The sequence below is a fragment of the Pseudomonas sp. B21-035 genome, assembly GCF_024748945.1.
Lineage (GTDB): Bacteria > Pseudomonadota > Gammaproteobacteria > Pseudomonadales > Pseudomonadaceae > Aquipseudomonas.
This window is the reverse complement of sequence record NZ_CP087179.1, coordinates 4,803,326-4,819,274: the sequence shown is the minus strand read 5'-3', so window position 1 is coordinate 4,819,274 and position 15,949 is coordinate 4,803,326. Positions and strand designations below refer to the sequence as shown.

Annotated in this window: 14 protein-coding genes and 1 other RNA gene; all 15 read left to right on the top strand. The window is 63.5% G+C overall.

What is annotated here, in order from left to right; all coding sequences use genetic code 11:
* Positions 1–88 precede the first annotated feature (88 nt).
* Complete coding sequence (gene rsmI / locus LOY22_RS21930) at positions 89–964, top strand: 16S rRNA (cytidine(1402)-2'-O)-methyltransferase (protein ID WP_045197308.1); 876 nt, start codon at positions 89–91, stop codon at positions 962–964.
* Between the two features lie 67 nt (positions 965–1,031).
* Positions 1,032–1,391: RNase P RNA component class A (rnpB, locus tag LOY22_RS21925), an RNA gene on the top strand.
* A 309-nt stretch (positions 1,392–1,700) separates the two neighbouring features.
* Entirely contained in the window at positions 1,701–2,156 is a 456-nt protein-coding gene (gene mraZ, locus LOY22_RS21920; RefSeq protein ID WP_010220775.1) for a division/cell wall cluster transcriptional repressor MraZ, read from the top strand.
* Positions 2,153–3,100, top strand: coding sequence for a 16S rRNA (cytosine(1402)-N(4))-methyltransferase RsmH (rsmH, locus tag LOY22_RS21915; protein WP_371128635.1), 948 nt, complete (start codon positions 2,153–2,155; stop codon positions 3,098–3,100). Before mraZ ends, rsmH begins: the two co-directional genes overlap by 4 nt.
* Positions 3,097–3,390: a cell division protein FtsL gene (ftsL, locus tag LOY22_RS21910; protein WP_045197313.1), complete on the top strand. Its 294-nt coding sequence runs from the start codon at positions 3,097–3,099 to the stop codon at positions 3,388–3,390. Before rsmH ends, ftsL begins: the two co-directional genes overlap by 4 nt.
* A complete protein-coding gene (locus tag LOY22_RS21905; RefSeq protein WP_176794319.1) occupies positions 3,390–5,123 on the top strand; it encodes a penicillin-binding protein 2 in 1,734 nt (577 codons plus the stop codon). The genes ftsL and LOY22_RS21905 overlap by 1 nt, the downstream gene beginning before the upstream one ends.
* The gene (locus tag LOY22_RS21900; protein ID WP_093379813.1) at positions 5,123–6,586 is read left to right on the top strand and encodes a UDP-N-acetylmuramoyl-L-alanyl-D-glutamate--2,6-diaminopimelate ligase; all 1,464 of its coding nucleotides are present in this window, start codon (positions 5,123–5,125) and stop codon (positions 6,584–6,586) included. Before LOY22_RS21905 ends, LOY22_RS21900 begins: the two co-directional genes overlap by 1 nt.
* Positions 6,579–7,949, top strand: coding sequence for a UDP-N-acetylmuramoyl-tripeptide--D-alanyl-D-alanine ligase (murF, locus tag LOY22_RS21895; RefSeq protein WP_258594791.1), 1,371 nt, complete (start codon positions 6,579–6,581; stop codon positions 7,947–7,949). The genes LOY22_RS21900 and murF overlap by 8 nt, the downstream gene beginning before the upstream one ends.
* The gene (mraY, locus tag LOY22_RS21890; RefSeq protein WP_036996790.1) at positions 7,949–9,031 is read left to right on the top strand and encodes a phospho-N-acetylmuramoyl-pentapeptide-transferase; all 1,083 of its coding nucleotides are present in this window, start codon (positions 7,949–7,951) and stop codon (positions 9,029–9,031) included. The genes murF and mraY overlap by 1 nt, the downstream gene beginning before the upstream one ends.
* 6 nt (positions 9,032–9,037) lie before the next feature.
* Complete coding sequence (murD, locus tag LOY22_RS21885; RefSeq protein ID WP_045197331.1) at positions 9,038–10,384, top strand: UDP-N-acetylmuramoyl-L-alanine--D-glutamate ligase; 1,347 nt, start codon at positions 9,038–9,040, stop codon at positions 10,382–10,384.
* Complete coding sequence (ftsW, locus tag LOY22_RS21880) at positions 10,381–11,595, top strand: putative lipid II flippase FtsW (RefSeq protein WP_045197333.1); 1,215 nt, start codon at positions 10,381–10,383, stop codon at positions 11,593–11,595. The genes murD and ftsW overlap by 4 nt, the downstream gene beginning before the upstream one ends.
* Positions 11,585–12,664 (top strand): undecaprenyldiphospho-muramoylpentapeptide beta-N-acetylglucosaminyltransferase, encoded by a 1,080-nt coding sequence (gene murG / locus LOY22_RS21875; RefSeq protein ID WP_093379822.1) that lies wholly within the window; start codon positions 11,585–11,587, stop codon positions 12,662–12,664. The genes ftsW and murG overlap by 11 nt, the downstream gene beginning before the upstream one ends.
* The gene (murC, locus tag LOY22_RS21870) at positions 12,657–14,111 is read left to right on the top strand and encodes a UDP-N-acetylmuramate--L-alanine ligase (protein WP_213603335.1); all 1,455 of its coding nucleotides are present in this window, start codon (positions 12,657–12,659) and stop codon (positions 14,109–14,111) included. Before murG ends, murC begins: the two co-directional genes overlap by 8 nt.
* The gene (locus LOY22_RS21865) at positions 14,108–15,067 is read left to right on the top strand and encodes a D-alanine--D-alanine ligase (protein ID WP_258594788.1); all 960 of its coding nucleotides are present in this window, start codon (positions 14,108–14,110) and stop codon (positions 15,065–15,067) included. The genes murC and LOY22_RS21865 overlap by 4 nt, the downstream gene beginning before the upstream one ends.
* A 4-nt stretch (positions 15,068–15,071) precedes the next feature.
* Positions 15,072–15,941, top strand: coding sequence for a cell division protein FtsQ/DivIB (locus tag LOY22_RS21860; protein ID WP_038998876.1), 870 nt, complete (start codon positions 15,072–15,074; stop codon positions 15,939–15,941).
* Positions 15,942–15,949 lie beyond the last annotated feature (8 nt).

Genomic DNA, 15,949 nt, shown 5'->3' with positions numbered 1-15,949 from the left:
GAACGCCGCTTTGCGGCAATCCTGATTGCCCAATGTTGCCGACTCTCGGGCTACAATGGCGCTTTGATCATGACGACAGGTGTGTGCAGTGACTGATGTTCCAGGGGCTTCCCAATCCACTTCGGGCACGCTTTATGTGGTGGCCACGCCGATCGGCAACCTGGATGACATGAGTGCCCGGGCACTGAAAATACTCGGTGATGTGGCGCTGATCGCCGCCGAAGACACCCGTCACTCCATTCGTCTGATGCAACACTTTGGTATCAACACGCCGCTGGCGGCCTGCCACGAGCACAACGAGCGTGATGAGGGCAGTCGTTTTATCACCCGTTTGCTGGCGGGCGACAATGTCGCGCTGATTTCCGACGCCGGTACGCCGCTGATTTCCGATCCTGGCTATCACCTGGTACGCCAGGCCCGCGCCGCCGGCATCGCCGTGGTGCCGGTGCCCGGTGCCTGCGCGCTGATCGCGGCGCTGTCGGCCGCTGGCCTGCCGTCGGACCGGTTCATCTTCGAAGGCTTCCTGCCAGCCAAGGCTGTAGGACGTCGCGCGCGCCTGAGTCAGGTAAAGGAAGAGCCGCGCACGTTGATCTTCTACGAAGCACCACACCGGATTCTCGAGTGCTTGCAGGACATGGAAGAGGTATTCGGTGGCGAGCGCCCGGCGTTGCTGGCCCGCGAGCTGACCAAAACCTTCGAGACCCTCAAGGGTTTGCCGCTGGCCGAGCTGCGCGCCTTCGTCGAGGCTGACAGCAATCAGCAGCGTGGCGAGTGTGTGGTGCTGGTGGCGGGCTATACCGCGCCGGAAGATGAGCAGGCGGTCAGCAGCGAGGCAATGCGTATTCTCGACCTGCTGCTGGCGGAAATGCCGCTCAAGCGCGCCGCTGCGCTGGCGGCGGAAATCACCGGGGTGCGCAAGAACCTGCTGTACCAGGCGGCACTGGAAAAACAGAAAGCCCACTGATGTTATAGTGCTATTATCAGTTTTATCGCTTGTTCTTGGCGCCCGCTACCGTTAACCTTTGCGGCGGAGAGTCGATTGGACAGTCGCTGCCTTCTATTGTTCCGCAATAGAGGGGGGAGGAAAGTCCGGGCTCCATAGGGCAGAGTGCCAGGTAATGCCTGGGGGGCGCGAGCCTACGGAAAGTGCCACAGAAAATAACCGCCTAAGCACTTCGGTGCCGGTAAGGGTGAAAAGGTGCGGTAAGAGCGCACCGCATGACTGGCAACAGTTCATGGCTAGGTAAACCCCACTCGGAGCAAGACCAAATAGGGTTCCATATGGCGCGGCCCGCGTTGGAACCGGGTAGGTTGCTAAAGGCGTCCAGTGATGGCCGTCGTAGAGGAATGACTGTCCTCGACAGAACCCGGCTTACAGATCGACTCTCCACCTCTTCCCCTCCTGCTTGAATCGATAGCAGATGCGTGCTGGTAATACCGAAAAAATCTTACTCTTAATAAATTACTTTAACTTCGCTCTCTATCCGTCTGAGTGGGTTTGAGTTTTTTCGTCAAAATCCCTTCCGAATTGTCCTTCTATCTTCTCTGTGCGCGCTAAATCTCCGATCTGTAAGGGATTTCCTTATAAGCGTGCCTTGACGGTGTGGTAGGCGGATTCCTATAGTGTGCGCAAGTGGCAGAAAGTGGCATGAAGTGGGTTTTCTGACACAAAAACGCTAACATTGTGGGGAATCGCAGCCGTGTTCCGCGGAGCCAACGCCATCAACCTCGACGCAAAGGGCCGTCTCGCAATGCCGAGCCGGTACCGTGACGAGCTCGATTCGCGTAGTTCCGGGCAGTTGATCGTGACCATCGATGCGGTTGATCCCTGTTTATGTGTGTACCCGCTCGATGAGTGGGAGCTGATTGAAGCCAAGTTGCGCGCCTTGCCGTCATTGCGTGAAGAGAACCGCCGCCTGCAGCGTTTGCTGATCGGCAATGCGGTGGATCTTGAGCTTGATGGCAGTGGGCGTTTCCTGGTGCCGCCGCGTTTGCGCGAGTACGCCAAGCTCGACAAGAAGGCAATGCTGGTGGGGCAACTGAACAAATTTCAGCTGTGGGACGAGGATGCCTGGAACGCGGTTTCGGCAGCCGACCTCGCAGCTATCCAACAACCGGGCGCCATGCCTGATGAACTGCGTGATTTGATCCTGTGACTATAGATAGCGGCTTTAACCACATCACCGTACTGCTTGACGAAGCCGTCGAGGCTCTCGCCGTACGCGCCGATGGCTGCTATCTGGATGGCACCTTCGGGCGCGGCGGGCATAGCCGGCTAGTCCTCAGCAAGCTCGGGCCGCAGGGCCGGCTGCTGGGTTTTGACAAGGACCCACAAGCGATTGCCACCGGGCAAGCGCTGGCGGCCGAAGACGGCCGCTTTGTCATTGTGCAGCGCAGTTTTGCCGAGCTGGGCGCCGAAGTTGCCGAGCGCGGCCTGGCCGGCAAGGTCAGCGGCATCCTGCTCGACCTGGGCGTCTCGTCGCCACAGCTGGACGACCCTGAGCGCGGCTTCAGCTTCCTCAACGACGGCCCGCTGGACATGCGCATGGACCCGACTCGCGGCGTCAGCGCTGCAGAGTTCATCGCCACTGCGCCGGAAGAAGAAATCGCCCGGGTGTTCAAGGAATACGGCGAAGAGCGCTTTGCCAAGCGCATGGCCCGTGCCGTGGTGCTGCGCCGTGAAGAAACTCCGTTTACCCGCACCGCCGACCTTGCCGAAGTGCTCAAGGTTGCCAACCCGGCCTGGGAAAAGGGCAAGAACCCGGCAACCCGTGCCTTCCAGGGCCTGCGCATCCACGTCAACAACGAACTCGGTGACCTTGAGGCCGGCCTTGAGGCTGCGCTCGAAGCGCTGGAAGTCGGCGGGCGCCTGGTGGTGATCAGCTTCCATTCGCTGGAAGACCGCATCGTCAAACTGTTCATGCGCAAGCTGGTCAAGGGTGAGGCCGACAACCTGCCGCGCAACCTGCCGGTCCAGCACAAGCACTTCGAGCCGAAGATCAAGGTCCACGGCAAGGCCCAGTTCGCTTCCGAAGCCGAGCTCAAGGCCAACCCACGTTCGCGTAGCGCGGTCATGCGCGTCGCCGAGAAACTGCGGTGAGCCGTTTGTTCGCCAAGCCTTTGCCAGGCGGAAGCTTCCTGATGCTTCTGCTGTTCATTGGCGTGCTCGTTTCTTCGGTGGCGGTGTCCTACAGCGCGCACTGGAACCGTCAGTTGCTCAACACCCTGTACGGCGAACTCAGCGAGCGCGACAAGGCCCAGGCCGAGTGGGGCCGACTGATTCTCGAGCAGAGCACCTGGACGGCCCACAGCCGTATCGAGAACCTTGCCAGCGAACAGCTGAAAATGCGTATTCCGGCCGCTGACGAAGTACGGATGGTGGCGCCATGATGAAACTTGAAGGCGCACTCTACCCATGGCGGTTCCGCGTGGTCATCGCCCTGCTGGCACTGATGGTCGGCGCGATTGCCTGGCGCATCATCGACCTGCAGGTGGTCGACCGTGACTTCCTCAAGGGCCAGGGCGATGCCCGCAGCCTGCGACATATTCCTATTCCTGCGCACCGCGGGCTGATCACCGACCGTAATGGCGAGCCGCTGGCCGTCAGTACCCCGGTGACCACCCTGTGGGCCAACCCGAAAGAAATGCAGGCTGCCAAGGACCGCTGGCCGGCCCTGGCTGCCGCGCTCAAGCAGAACCCGCAGCAACTGGCAGCGCGCCTGGAACAGCAGGCCAGCAAGGAGTTCATCTACCTGGTCCGCGGCCTGACCCCGGAGCAGGGCCAGGTGGTGCTCGATCTTAAAGTCCCCGGTGTCTATGGCATCGAGGAATTCCGTCGTTTCTACCCGGCCGGCGATGTCGCCGCGCACATGGTCGGCTTTACCGACCTCGACGACCATGGCCGCGAAGGCGTGGAGCTGGCCTACGATGAATGGCTGGCCGGCGTGCCCGGCAAGCGACAGGTGATCAAGGACCGGCGCGGCCGGCTGATCAAGGACATCCAGGTAACCAAAAACGCCAAGGCCGGAAAGACCTTGGCGTTGTCGATCGACCTGCGCCTGCAATACCTGGCCACCCGCGAGTTGCGCAACGCCATTGCCGAACAGGAAGCCAAGGCCGGCAGCCTGGTGATCCTCGACGTCAAGACCGGCGAAGTGCTGGCCATGGTCAACCAGCCGACCTACAACCCCAACAACCGTCGCAGCATGTTCCCGGCGGCCATGCGTAACCGGGCGATCATCGACGTATTCGAGCCAGGCTCGACGGTCAAGCCGCTGTCCATGAGCGCGGCCCTGCAGAGCGGGCGCTGGAAGCCGACCGACAAGGTCGAGGTCTACCCGGGCACCCTGCAACTGGGCCGCTACACCATTCGCGACGTATCGCGCAGCGAAGGGCCGATCCTTGACCTGACCGGCATCCTGATCAACTCCAGTAACGTCGGCATGAGCAAGATCGCCTTCGATATCGGTGGCGAATCGATCTACCGGGTCATGTCCCAGCTGGGGCTTGGCCAGTACACCGGCCTGGGCTTCCCGGGCGAGCGCGTCGGCAACCTGCCCAACCACCGCGAGTGGCGCAAGGCCGAGACCGCGACCCTGTCCTACGGCTACGGCCTGTCGGTGACCGCGCTGCAACTGGTGCATGCCTACGCCGCGCTGGCCAACGACGGCAAGATGGTGCCGCTGAGCATCCTCAAGGTCGACAAGGCGCCGGAGTCTACCCAGGTCGTGCCCAAGGAAGTCGCCGAGACCATCCAGGGCATGGTCCAGCAGGTTATCGAGGCGCCGCGCGGGGTGTTCCGCGCCCAGGTGCCGTTCTACCACGTGGGTGGCAAGTCGGGCACCGCGCGTAAAGCCACTATCGGTTCCAAGGGTTACACCGAGAATTCGTACCGTTCGCTGTTCGCCGGCTTCGGGCCGATGAGCGACCCGCGCTATGCCGTGGTCGTGGTCATCGATGAGCCGAGCAAGGGCGGCTACTTCGGTGGCCTGGTATCGGCGCCGGTGTTCAGCAAAGTCATGTCCGGCACCCTGCGCCTGATGAACATTCCGCCGGACAACCTGCCGCCGGCAACACCTACGCAGCAAGTCAACGCTGCACCGGTCAAGGGAGGACGCGGTTGATGACAATGCCATTGAGCAAGCTTTTTACCCAGGCCAGCCGCGATCCGTCGATCCGCGAACTGACCCTGGACAGCCGCAACGTGCGCCCGGGCGACCTGTTCCTGGCGGTGCCGGGTACGCGCATGGATGGCCGTGAACACATTGCCGACGCGCTCAAGCGCGGTGCGGCGGCGGTCGCCTATGAAGCCGAAGGCGCTACCGTGCTGCCGATCGCCGAGGTGCCGTTGATCCCGGTCAAGGGCCTGGCCGCGCAACTGTCGGACATCGCCGGGCGTTTCTACGGCGAGCCGAGCCGCCTGCTCGACCTGGTCGGCGTCACCGGCACCAACGGCAAGACCAGCGTCACCCAGCTGGTAGCCCAGGCGCTGGACCAGCTCGGCCAGCACTGTGGCCTGATCGGCACCCTCGGGACCGGTTTCTATGGCGCCCTGCAAAGCGGTCGCCTGACCACGCCGGACCCGATCGCCGTGCAGGCAACCCTGAGTGACCTGAAAAAGGCCGGGGCCAAGGCCGTGGCCATGGAAGTCTCTTCCCATGCCCTGGACCAGGGCCGGGTCGCGGCTCTGGCATTCGATATTGCGGTGATGACCAACCTGTCCCGTGATCACCTCGACTACCACGGCAGCATGCAGGCTTACGAAGACGCCAAGGCGCGCCTGTTCGCCTGGCCGAACCTGCGTTGCCGGGTGGTCAACCTCGATGACGATTTTGGCCGGCGCCTGGCAGCCGGGCAGGGCGAGTCGCGCCTGATCAGCTACAGCCTCAAGGATCCGGCCGCGTCGCTGTACTGCCGCGAAGCGCATTTCGATGATGATGGCGTGCGCGCCGTGATCGTCACCGCCCAGGGTGAGCACGCGCTGCGCAGCCGCCTGCTCGGGCGCTTCAACCTGAGCAACATGCTCGCGGCGGTCGGCACCTTGCTGGCGCTGGATTTCCCGCTGGACGAAATTCTCAAGGTTACCCCGGCGCTGGAAGGCCCGGTCGGGCGCATGCAGCGCCTGGGCGGCGGCAGCAAGCCGCTGGTGGTGGTCGATTACGCGCATACCCCCGATGCCCTGGAGCAGGTGCTGCAAGCGTTGCGCCCGCACGCCAAGGGCCAGTTGCTGTGCTTGTTCGGTTGCGGCGGCGATCGCGATCGCGGCAAGCGGCCGCTGATGGCCGAAGTTGCCGAGCGCCTGGCTGACCGCGTGCTGGTTACCGACGACAACCCGCGCACTGAAGACCCGCAGCAGATCTTCGCCGACATCCGCCCGGGTTTTGCCCAGGCCGATGCGGTCGAATTCGTTGCCGGCCGCGGTGCCGCCATCGCTCAGCTGATTGCCAGCGCCGGCGTTGACGATGTCATCGTCCTGGCCGGCAAGGGGCATGAGGATTATCAGGAAATCAACGGCGAGCGCCACGACTTCTCCGACCTGGTTGAAGCCGAGAAGGCCCTGGCCGTGTGGGAGGCTGCCCATGCTTAAGCCATTGTCCCTCAGCCAGCTGGCGGCGCCGCTCAACGGCCGCCTGCACGGTCAGGATGCAACCTTCAATGGCGTCAGCATCGACAGCCGTGCCATCACCACCGGGCAGCTTTTCGTTGCCCTGGCCGGGCCGCGTTTTGACGGCCACGATTACTTGAACGACGTTGCTGGCAAAGGCGCGGTCGCCGCCCTGGTGCAGCGCGAAGTGCCGGGCAGCAGCCTGGCGCAGTTGGTGGTTGCCGATACCCGCCTGGCCCTGGGCCAGCTCGGCGCGTTGAACCGCGCCGCTTTCGACAAGCCGGTCGCCGCCATTACCGGCTCCAGCGGCAAGACCACGGTCAAGGAGATGCTTGCCAGCATCCTGCGCACCCGTGGCCCGGTGCTGGCCACCCGTGGCAACCTCAACAACGATTTTGGCGCACCGCTGACCCTGCTCGAACTGGCTCCGGAACACACCGCGGCGGTGATCGAGCTGGGCGCCTCGCGCATCGGCGAAATTGCCTACACCGTCGGCCTGACCAAGCCACAGGTCGCGTTGATCAACAATGCCGGAACTGCTCATGTCGGCGAGTTCGGCGGGCCAGAGAAGATTGTCGAAGCCAAGGGCGAGATCCTCGAAGGTCTGGGTCAGGATGGCGTGGCCGTATTGAACCTTGATGACAAGGCCTTCGCCATCTGGAAAAAGCGCGCCGGCAATCGCCCACTGCTGACCTTCGCCCTGAACAACGCCGACGCCGATTTCCACGCTGCCAACATCGCCCACGACCCGCGCGGTTGCCCGTCGTTCGACCTGCACAGCCCGCTGGGCGTGGCGCGGGTCCAGCTCAACCTGCTGGGCACCCACAACGTGGCCAACGCACTGGCGGCCGCCGCTGCCGCGCATGCCTTTGGTCTGACCCTGGACGGTATCGTCCAGGGCCTCAATGCCGTGCAACCGGTCAAGGGCCGCACTGTGGTGCAGATGACGGCCAACGGTGTGCGGGTGATTGATGACACTTACAACGCAAACCCCACCTCGATGTGCGCTGCCGTTGATATACTCGCCGGCTTTTCCGGCCGCACCGTCCTGGTGCTCGGGGATATCGGCGAATTGGGCCAGTGGGCTGAGGAAGGGCATCGGCAGGTAGGCGAGTACGCCAAAGACAAGGTTTCGGCACTCTATGCGGTGGGCACCAACATGGCCCACGCGGTAGCTGCGTTCGGCACCAATGCCCGACATTTCGCTAATCAAGCTGACCTGATCGACGCCGTTCGCGCCGCCGAACAGGCCACCAACACCACTATTTTGATCAAGGGTTCGCGCAGCGCTGCGATGGAGAACGTCGTGGCGGCTTTGTGCGGTTCCAGCGGGGAGAAACATTAATGCTGCTGCTGCTGGCTGAGTATCTGCAACAGTTCTACAAAGGCTTCGCGGTCTTTCAGTACCTGTCCCTGCGCGGGATTCTGGGTGTACTGACCGCGTTGTCGCTGGCCCTGTGGCTGGGCCCATGGATGATTCGTACCCTGCAGATTCGCCAGATCGGTCAAGCCGTTCGTAACGACGGCCCGCAATCGCACCTGTCCAAATCCGGCACCCCGACCATGGGTGGCGCACTGATCCTGTCGGCCATCGGCATCAGCACCCTGCTGTGGGCCGACCTGACCAACCGTTATGTCTGGGTGGTGCTGATCGTCACCCTGCTGTTCGGCGCTATCGGCTGGGTCGATGACTACCGCAAGGTGATCGAGAAGAACTCGCGCGGCCTGCCGAGTCGCTGGAAGTATTTCTGGCAGTCGGTGTTCGGCCTGGGCGCGGCGATCTTCCTTTACATGACCGCGCCGACCAGCGTCGAAACCACCCTGATCGTGCCGATGCTCAAGGATGTCACCATCCCGTTGGGTATCGGTTTCGTCGTCCTGACCTACTTCGTCATCGTTGGCTCGAGCAACGCGGTGAACCTCACCGACGGCCTCGATGGCCTGGCGATCATGCCAACAGTCATGGTCGGCGGCGCCCTGGGCATTTTCTGCTACCTGTCGGGTAACGTGAAATTCGCTGAATACCTGCTGATCCCTTATGTACCGGGCGCAGGCGAACTGATCGTGTTCTGTGGCGCGCTGATCGGTGCCGGCCTGGGCTTTTTGTGGTTCAACACCTATCCGGCCCAGGTGTTCATGGGCGACGTCGGTGCCCTGGCACTGGGCGCCGCACTGGGCACGATCGCGGTGATCGTGCGCCAGGAAATCGTCCTGTTCATCATGGGCGGTGTGTTCGTCATGGAGACCCTGTCGGTGGTGATCCAGGTGGCCTCCTTCAAGTTGACCGGCAAGCGCGTGTTCCGCATGGCGCCGATTCACCACCACTTTGAACTCAAGGGTTGGCCCGAGCCTCGGGTGATCGTCCGCTTCTGGATCATCACCGTGATTCTGGTGCTGATCGGCCTTGCCACCCTGAAACTGAGGTAGAAACGCGTGTCCTTGATCGCTTCTGACCACTTCCGCATCGTTGTCGGCCTCGGCAAGAGCGGCATGTCCCTGGTTCGCTTCCTGGCGAACCGGGGCATTGCCTTTGCGGTTGCCGACACCCGTGACAACCCGCCGGAACTGGACACCCTGCGCCGTGATTTCCCGCAGGTGGAAGTGCGCTGTGGCGAGCTGGACGTCGAGTTTCTCTGCCGCGCCGACGAGCTGTATGTCAGCCCCGGCCTGGCCCTTGCCACCCCGGCCCTGCAACAGGCCGCTGCCCGCGGCGTGAAGCTGTCGGGCGATATCGAACTGTTCGCCCGCAACGCCAAGGCGCCGATCATTGCCATCAGCGGCTCCAACGCCAAAAGCACCGTCACCACCCTGGTTGGCGAAATGGCCGCCGCGGCAGGCAAACGTGTGGCGGTCGGCGGCAACCTCGGTACCCCGGCGCTGGATTTGCTCAGCGACGACGTCGAGCTGTATGTGATGGAGCTGTCGAGCTTTCAGTTGGAGACCACCGACCAGCTCAACGCCGAAGTGGCCACCGTGCTCAACGTCAGCGAAGACCACATGGACCGCTACAGCGGCCTGCCGGCCTATCATCTGGCCAAGCACCGGATCTTCCGTGGTGCGCGCCAGGTGGTGGTCAACCGCCAGGATGCCCTGAGCCGGCCTCTGTTGTCTGAAGGCCAACCGGTATGGACCTTTGGTCTGAACGCCCCCGACTTCAAAGCCTTCGGTCTGCGCGAAGAGAGCGGCGAGAAGTACCTGGCGTTCGAATTCCAGAATCTGATGCCGGTGCGCGAGCTGAAGATTCGCGGCGCCCACAACCAGTCCAACGCCCTGGCGGCCCTGGCCCTGGGCCATGCGGTCGGTTTGCCGATGGACGCCATGCTCTCCAGCCTGCGCACCTTCGCAGGCCTTGCCCACCGTTGCCAGTGGATCCGCGAGCGTAACGGCGTGAACTGGTATGACGACTCCAAGGCGACCAACGTCGGTGCCGCCCTGGCGGCGATCGAAGGCCTGGGCGCCGATATCGACGGCAAGCTGGTGCTGGTCGCCGGCGGCGATGGCAAAGGTGCCGACTTCAGCGCCCTGCGCGCACCGGTTGCAGCCAACTGCCGCGCCGTGGTGCTGCTTGGCCGCGATGCCGAGCGCCTGGCGCAAGCCCTGGGCGACGACGTGCCGCAGATCCGGGTGAACACCCTCGATGAAGCCGTGCAGCAATGCGCCGAACTGGCCCAGCCTGGCGATGCCGTGCTGTTGTCGCCGGCCTGCGCGAGCCTGGACATGTTCAAAAACTTCGAAGAGCGTGGGCGCCTGTTCGCCCAGGCCGCAGGAGGGCTGGCATGATCTTCGGCATCATCAAGCCTTATCCATCGCCGCTGATCAGCGGTCGCGGCATCGACCTCGATTTCGCCATGCTCGCCGGTTGCCTGGCGCTGCTCGGCCTCGGCCTGGTGATGATCACCTCGGCGTCCTCGGAAGTCGCCGCGGCGCAGTCGGGCAACCCGCTGTATCACATGTTTCGCCACCTGGTGTACGTGGCCATCGGCGTCTTTGCCTGCATCGTCACCATGATGGTGCCGATCGCCACCTGGCAGAAGATGGGCTTCACCATGCTGGTCGGCGCCTTCGGCCTGCTGGTGCTGGTACTGGTGCCGGGCATCGGCCGCGAAGTGAACGGCTCGATGCGCTGGATCGGCTTCAGCTTCTTCAACGTCCAGCCCTCGGAAATCGCCAAGGTCTTCGTGGTCATTTACCTGGCCGGTTACCTGGTGCGTCGCCAGCAGGAAGTGCGCGAAAGCTGGATGGGCTTCTTCAAGCCGTTCATCGTGCTGTTGCCAATGGCCGGCCTGCTGCTGATGGAGCCGGACTTCGGTGCCACGGTGGTCATGATGGGCGCGGCGGCAGCGATGCTGTTCCTTGGTGGCGTCGGTCTGTTCCGTTTCAGCTTGATGGTGGTGCTGGCGGTGGCGGCGGTGTTCATCCTGGTCCAGGCCCAGCCCTACCGGATGGCACGTTTGATTACCTTTACCGACCCCTGGTCGGATCAGTTCGGCTCCGGCTACCAGCTGACCCAGGCGCTGATCGCCTTCGGTCGCGGCGAGTGGCTGGGTGTCGGCCTGGGCAACAGCGTGCAGAAGCAGTTCTACCTGCCCGAAGCGCACACCGACTTCGTCTTCTCGGTGCTTGCCGAAGAACTGGGCGTGGTCGGCTCGCTGGTCACCGTGGCGCTGTTTGTGTTTGTCACTGTGCGCGCGCTGTACATCGGCCTGTGGGCTGAAAAAGCCAAGCAGTTCTTTGCCGCCTACATGGCTTTCGGCCTGGCCTTCCTGTGGATTGGTCAGTTCCTGATCAACATCGGCGTGAACGTCGGCCTGCTGCCGACCAAGGGTCTGACCCTGCCGTTCCTCAGTTACGGCGGTAGCTCGCTGGTGATCTGCTGCGCCTGCGTCGGCTTGCTGCTGCGGATCGAGTGGGAGAGCCGCACGCACCTGGGCAGTGAAGAACACGAATTCGATGAAAGCGATTTTGCCGAGGAGCCGAATCATGGCCGCTAACGGCAAGAACGTATTGATCATGGCCGGCGGCACCGGGGGCCACGTGTTCCCGGCGCTGGCCTGCGCCCGTGAGTTCCAGGCGCGCGGCTTCAGCGTGCACTGGCTGGGCACCCCTCGCGGTATCGAGAACGAGCTGGTGCCCCAGGCAGGCCTGCAATTGCACCTGATCCAGGTCACCGGCCTGCGCGGCAAGAGCAAGCTGTCGTTGCTCAAGGCGCCGTTCACCCTGGTCAAGGCGGTGCTGCAGGCGCGGCGGATCATTCGTCAGCTCAAGCCGGTGTGCGTGGTCGGCTTCGGTGGCTACGTGACCGGCCCCGGTGGCGTAGCCGCCAAGCTCTGCGGCGTGCCGGTGGTGATTCACGAGCAGAACGCCCGCGCCGGTACCGCCAATCGGCTGCTGGTGCCCTTGGCTGGCCGAGTCTGCGAAGCTTTCCCCGACACCTTCGCGGCGTCGGACAAACTGCGCACCACCGGAAACCCGGTGCGCAGCGAACTGTTCATGGAAACCCTGCGCGAGCCCCTGGGCGCGCGCAGGCCTCGCTTGCTGGTACTCGGCGGAAGCCTGGGTGCCGAACCGCTGAACAAGCTGCTGCCCCAGGCCCTGGCCCAGGTGCCTCAGGAGATTCGTCCCGAGGTGTTCCACCAGGCTGGCAAGCAGCACGACCAGATTACCGCCGAGCGTTATCGCCAGGCGGGTGTCGAGGCTCAGGTAGAGCCGTTCATCAAGGACATGGCCCATGCCTATGGCTGGGCTGATCTGGTGGTCTGCCGCGCGGGTGCGCTGACTGTCAGCGAGCTGGCTGCGGCCGGCTTACCCTCGATGCTGGTGCCCTTGCCCCATGCCATCGACGACCACCAGACCCACAACGCCCATTATCTGGCCCGTGAAGGCGCTGCCTTCCTGATGCCACAAGCGACAACTGGCGCAGCGCAACTCGCTGAACGCCTGAACGAGGTGCTGATGCAACCGGAAAAACTCACCACCATGGCCGCCACTGCCCGGCGCCTGGCCAAGCCCGCTGCCACCCGCACCGTGGTCGATATCTGTCTGGAGGTGGCCCATGGTTGAGAATCAAAAAGCCATGCCACAACCGGAAATGCGCCGTATCCGTCGCATCCACTTCGTCGGTATCGGCGGCGTGGGCATGTGCGGTATTGCCGAAGTGCTGCTGAACCTGGGTTACCAGGTGTCGGGCTCCGACCTCAAGACCTCGCCGGTCACCGAGCGTCTGGAATCCTTCGGTGCGCAGATCTTCATCGGTCACCGTGCCGAGAACGCCGCCAGCGCCGATGTGCTGGTGGTCTCGAGCGCCATCAACACCGCCAACCCGGAAGTCGCCACCGCCCTTGAGCGGCGCATTCCGGTGGTGCCGCGGGCCGAGATGCTCGCCGAGCTGATGCGTTACCGCCACGGCATCGCCGTTGCCGGTACCCATGGCAAGACCACCACCACCAGCCTGCTGGCCTCGGTGTTCGCCGCCGGTGGCCTGGACCCGACCTTCGTCATCGGTGGCCGCCTCAATGCAGCCGGCACCAATGCCCAGCTCGGCACCAGCCGCTACCTGATCGCCGAAGCCGATGAAAGCGACGCCAGCTTCCTGCACCTGCAGCCGCTGGTGGCGGTGGTCACCAACATCGACGCCGACCATATGGCGACCTACGAAGGCGACTTCAACAAACTGAAGAAAACCTTCGTCGAGTTCCTCCACAACCTGCCGTTCTACGGGCTGGCGGTGATGTGCCTGGACGATCCGGTGGTGCGCGAGATCCTCCCGCAGGTCAAGCGTCCGGCGGTCACCTATGGCTTCAGCGAAGAAGCCGACGTGCGTGCGATCAGTGTCCGCCAGTCGGGCATGCAGACCCACTTCACCGTGCTGCGCCGCGATCGCGAGCCGCTGGACGTGTCGGTCAACATGCCGGGCAATCACAACGTGCTCAACGCCCTGGCGACCATCGCCATTGCCACCGACGAGGGCATCAGCGATGAAGCCATTGTCCAGGGCCTTTCGGGGTTCCAGGGGGTAGGGCGGCGCTTCCAGGTCTACGGCGAACTGCCGGTAGAGGGCGGCAGCGTGATGCTGGTCGACGACTACGGCCACCACCCGACCGAAGTCGCGGCGGTGATCAAGGCCGTGCGCGGTGGCTGGCCTGAGCGGCGCCTGGTGATGGTTTACCAGCCGCACCGTTACAGCCGCACCCGCGACCTCTACGACGATTTCGTCCAGGTCCTGGCCGACGCCAACGTACTGTTGCTGATGGAAGTCTATCCGGCCGGCGAAGAGCCGATCCCCGGTGCCGACAGCCGTCAGCTGTGCCACAGCATCCGCCAGCGCGGCCAGCTCGACCCGATCTACATCGAGCGCGGCATCGAGCTGGCGCCGCTGGTCAAGCCGCTGCTGCGCGCTGGCGACATCCTGCTGTGCCAGGGTGCCGGTGACATCGGTGGCCTGGCCCCGCAATTACTCAAGAGTCCGTTGTTCGCTGGTGCTGTTGCCAGTCAGGGGAAGTCGAAATGACTGATAACGCATACGCCACTTTGCACTCGACCATCGACCCGAAAGCCTTCGGCCGCGTTGCCGTGCTGTACGGCGGCAAGAGCGCCGAGCGCGAGGTTTCGCTGAAATCCGGCGCCGCAGTCATCCAGGCGCTGACCAGCGCCGGTGTCGACGTGGTCGCCATCGATGTCGGTGACGATCTGCTGCAGCGCCTGCTGAGCGAGAAGATCGACCGCGCCTTCATCATCCTCCACGGCCGTGGCGGTGAAGACGGCAGCATGCAGGGCTTGCTGGAGTGCCTGGGCATCCCTTATACCGGCAGCGGCATCCTCGCTTCGGCACTGGCCATGGACAAGCTGCGGACCAAGCAGGTCTGGCACAGCCTGGGGATTCCGACCCCTCGTCACGCCGTGCTGAGCAGCGAAGCCGACTGTATTTCTGCAGGTGCGGAACTGGGCTTCCCTTTGATCGTCAAACCGGCCCATGAAGGTTCCAGTATCGGTATGGCGAAAGTGCAGGGTGTCGACGAATTGATCGCCGCCTGGAAGGACGCCGCTACCTACGATTCGCAAGTGTTGGTCGAACAATGGATTCATGGTCCGGAGTTCACCGTCGCGACCCTGCGTGGCCAGGTGTTGCCGCCGATTGCCCTGGGCACGCCGCACACCTTCTATGACTACGACGCCAAGTACATTGCCAACGATACCCAGTACCGCATCCCGTGCGGCCTGGACGCGGCCAAGGAACAAGAGCTGATCGACCTGACTGCCCGTGCCTGCGACGCCATCGGCATCGCCGGCTGGGGCCGCCTGGACGTGATGCAGGACGAGCAGGGGCGTTTCTGGCTGCTCGAGGTCAACACCGCACCAGGCATGACTGATCACAGCCTGGTCCCGATGGCGGCACGCGCGGCCGGCCTGGACTTCCAGCAGTTGGTGCTGGCGATCCTGGCGGCAAGCGTCGAGGCGCGAGGTTAAGCCCATGCAAGGCGCGATGTTACGTCATCAGCAACCCGCCCCCGGCCGTAACAAGCCGGTGCCGCGTGGTGCCAGCCGGATGGTGGCCAAGGAGCCACTGTCGGCGCGCCTGCCCAAGGCCAACTTCAGCGTGTTCAAGCGCCTGCTGTGGCCGGTGCTGCTGGTCGTCGCAGGTTTTGGCGCCTACGAAGGTGCCCAGCGCCTGATGCCGTACGCCGATCGGCCGATTACCAAGATCGCCGTACAGGGTGACCTCAGCTACATCAGCCAGCAGGCGGTGCAGCAGCGGATCGCCCCCTACGTAGCGGCGAGCTTCTTCACCGTCGACCTGGCGAGCATGCGCGCGGAACTGGAGCAGATGCCCTGGATTGCCCACGCCGAAGTGCGCCGGGTGTGGCCGGATGAAGTGGTGATCCGCCTGGAAGAACAGTTGCCGGTCGCGCGCTGGGGTGACGAAGCCTTGCTCAATAACCAGGGCCAGGCCTTTACCCCGCGTGAACTGGCCAACTACGAGCACCTGCCGCAGCTGTTCGGGCCGCAGCGGGCGCAGCAAAAAGTAATGCAGCAATATCAGGTCCTGAGCCAGATGTTGCGGCCGATGGGCTTTTCGATTGCCCGGCTGGAGTTGCGCGAGCGCGGCAGCTGGTTCCTGACCACCGGTGCCGGTAGCGCCGGGCCAGGTATCGAACTGCTGCTGGGACGCGATCATCTGGTGGAAAAGATGCGCCGCTTCATTGCCATTTACGACAAGACACTCAAAGAACAGATCACGAACATCGCCCGCATCGATCTGCGTTATGCCAATGGCCTGGCTGTTGGCTGGCGGGAACCGAATGCACCGACGACGGCCCAACCCGCCGTTGCGAAGAATTAGAGAGAGGC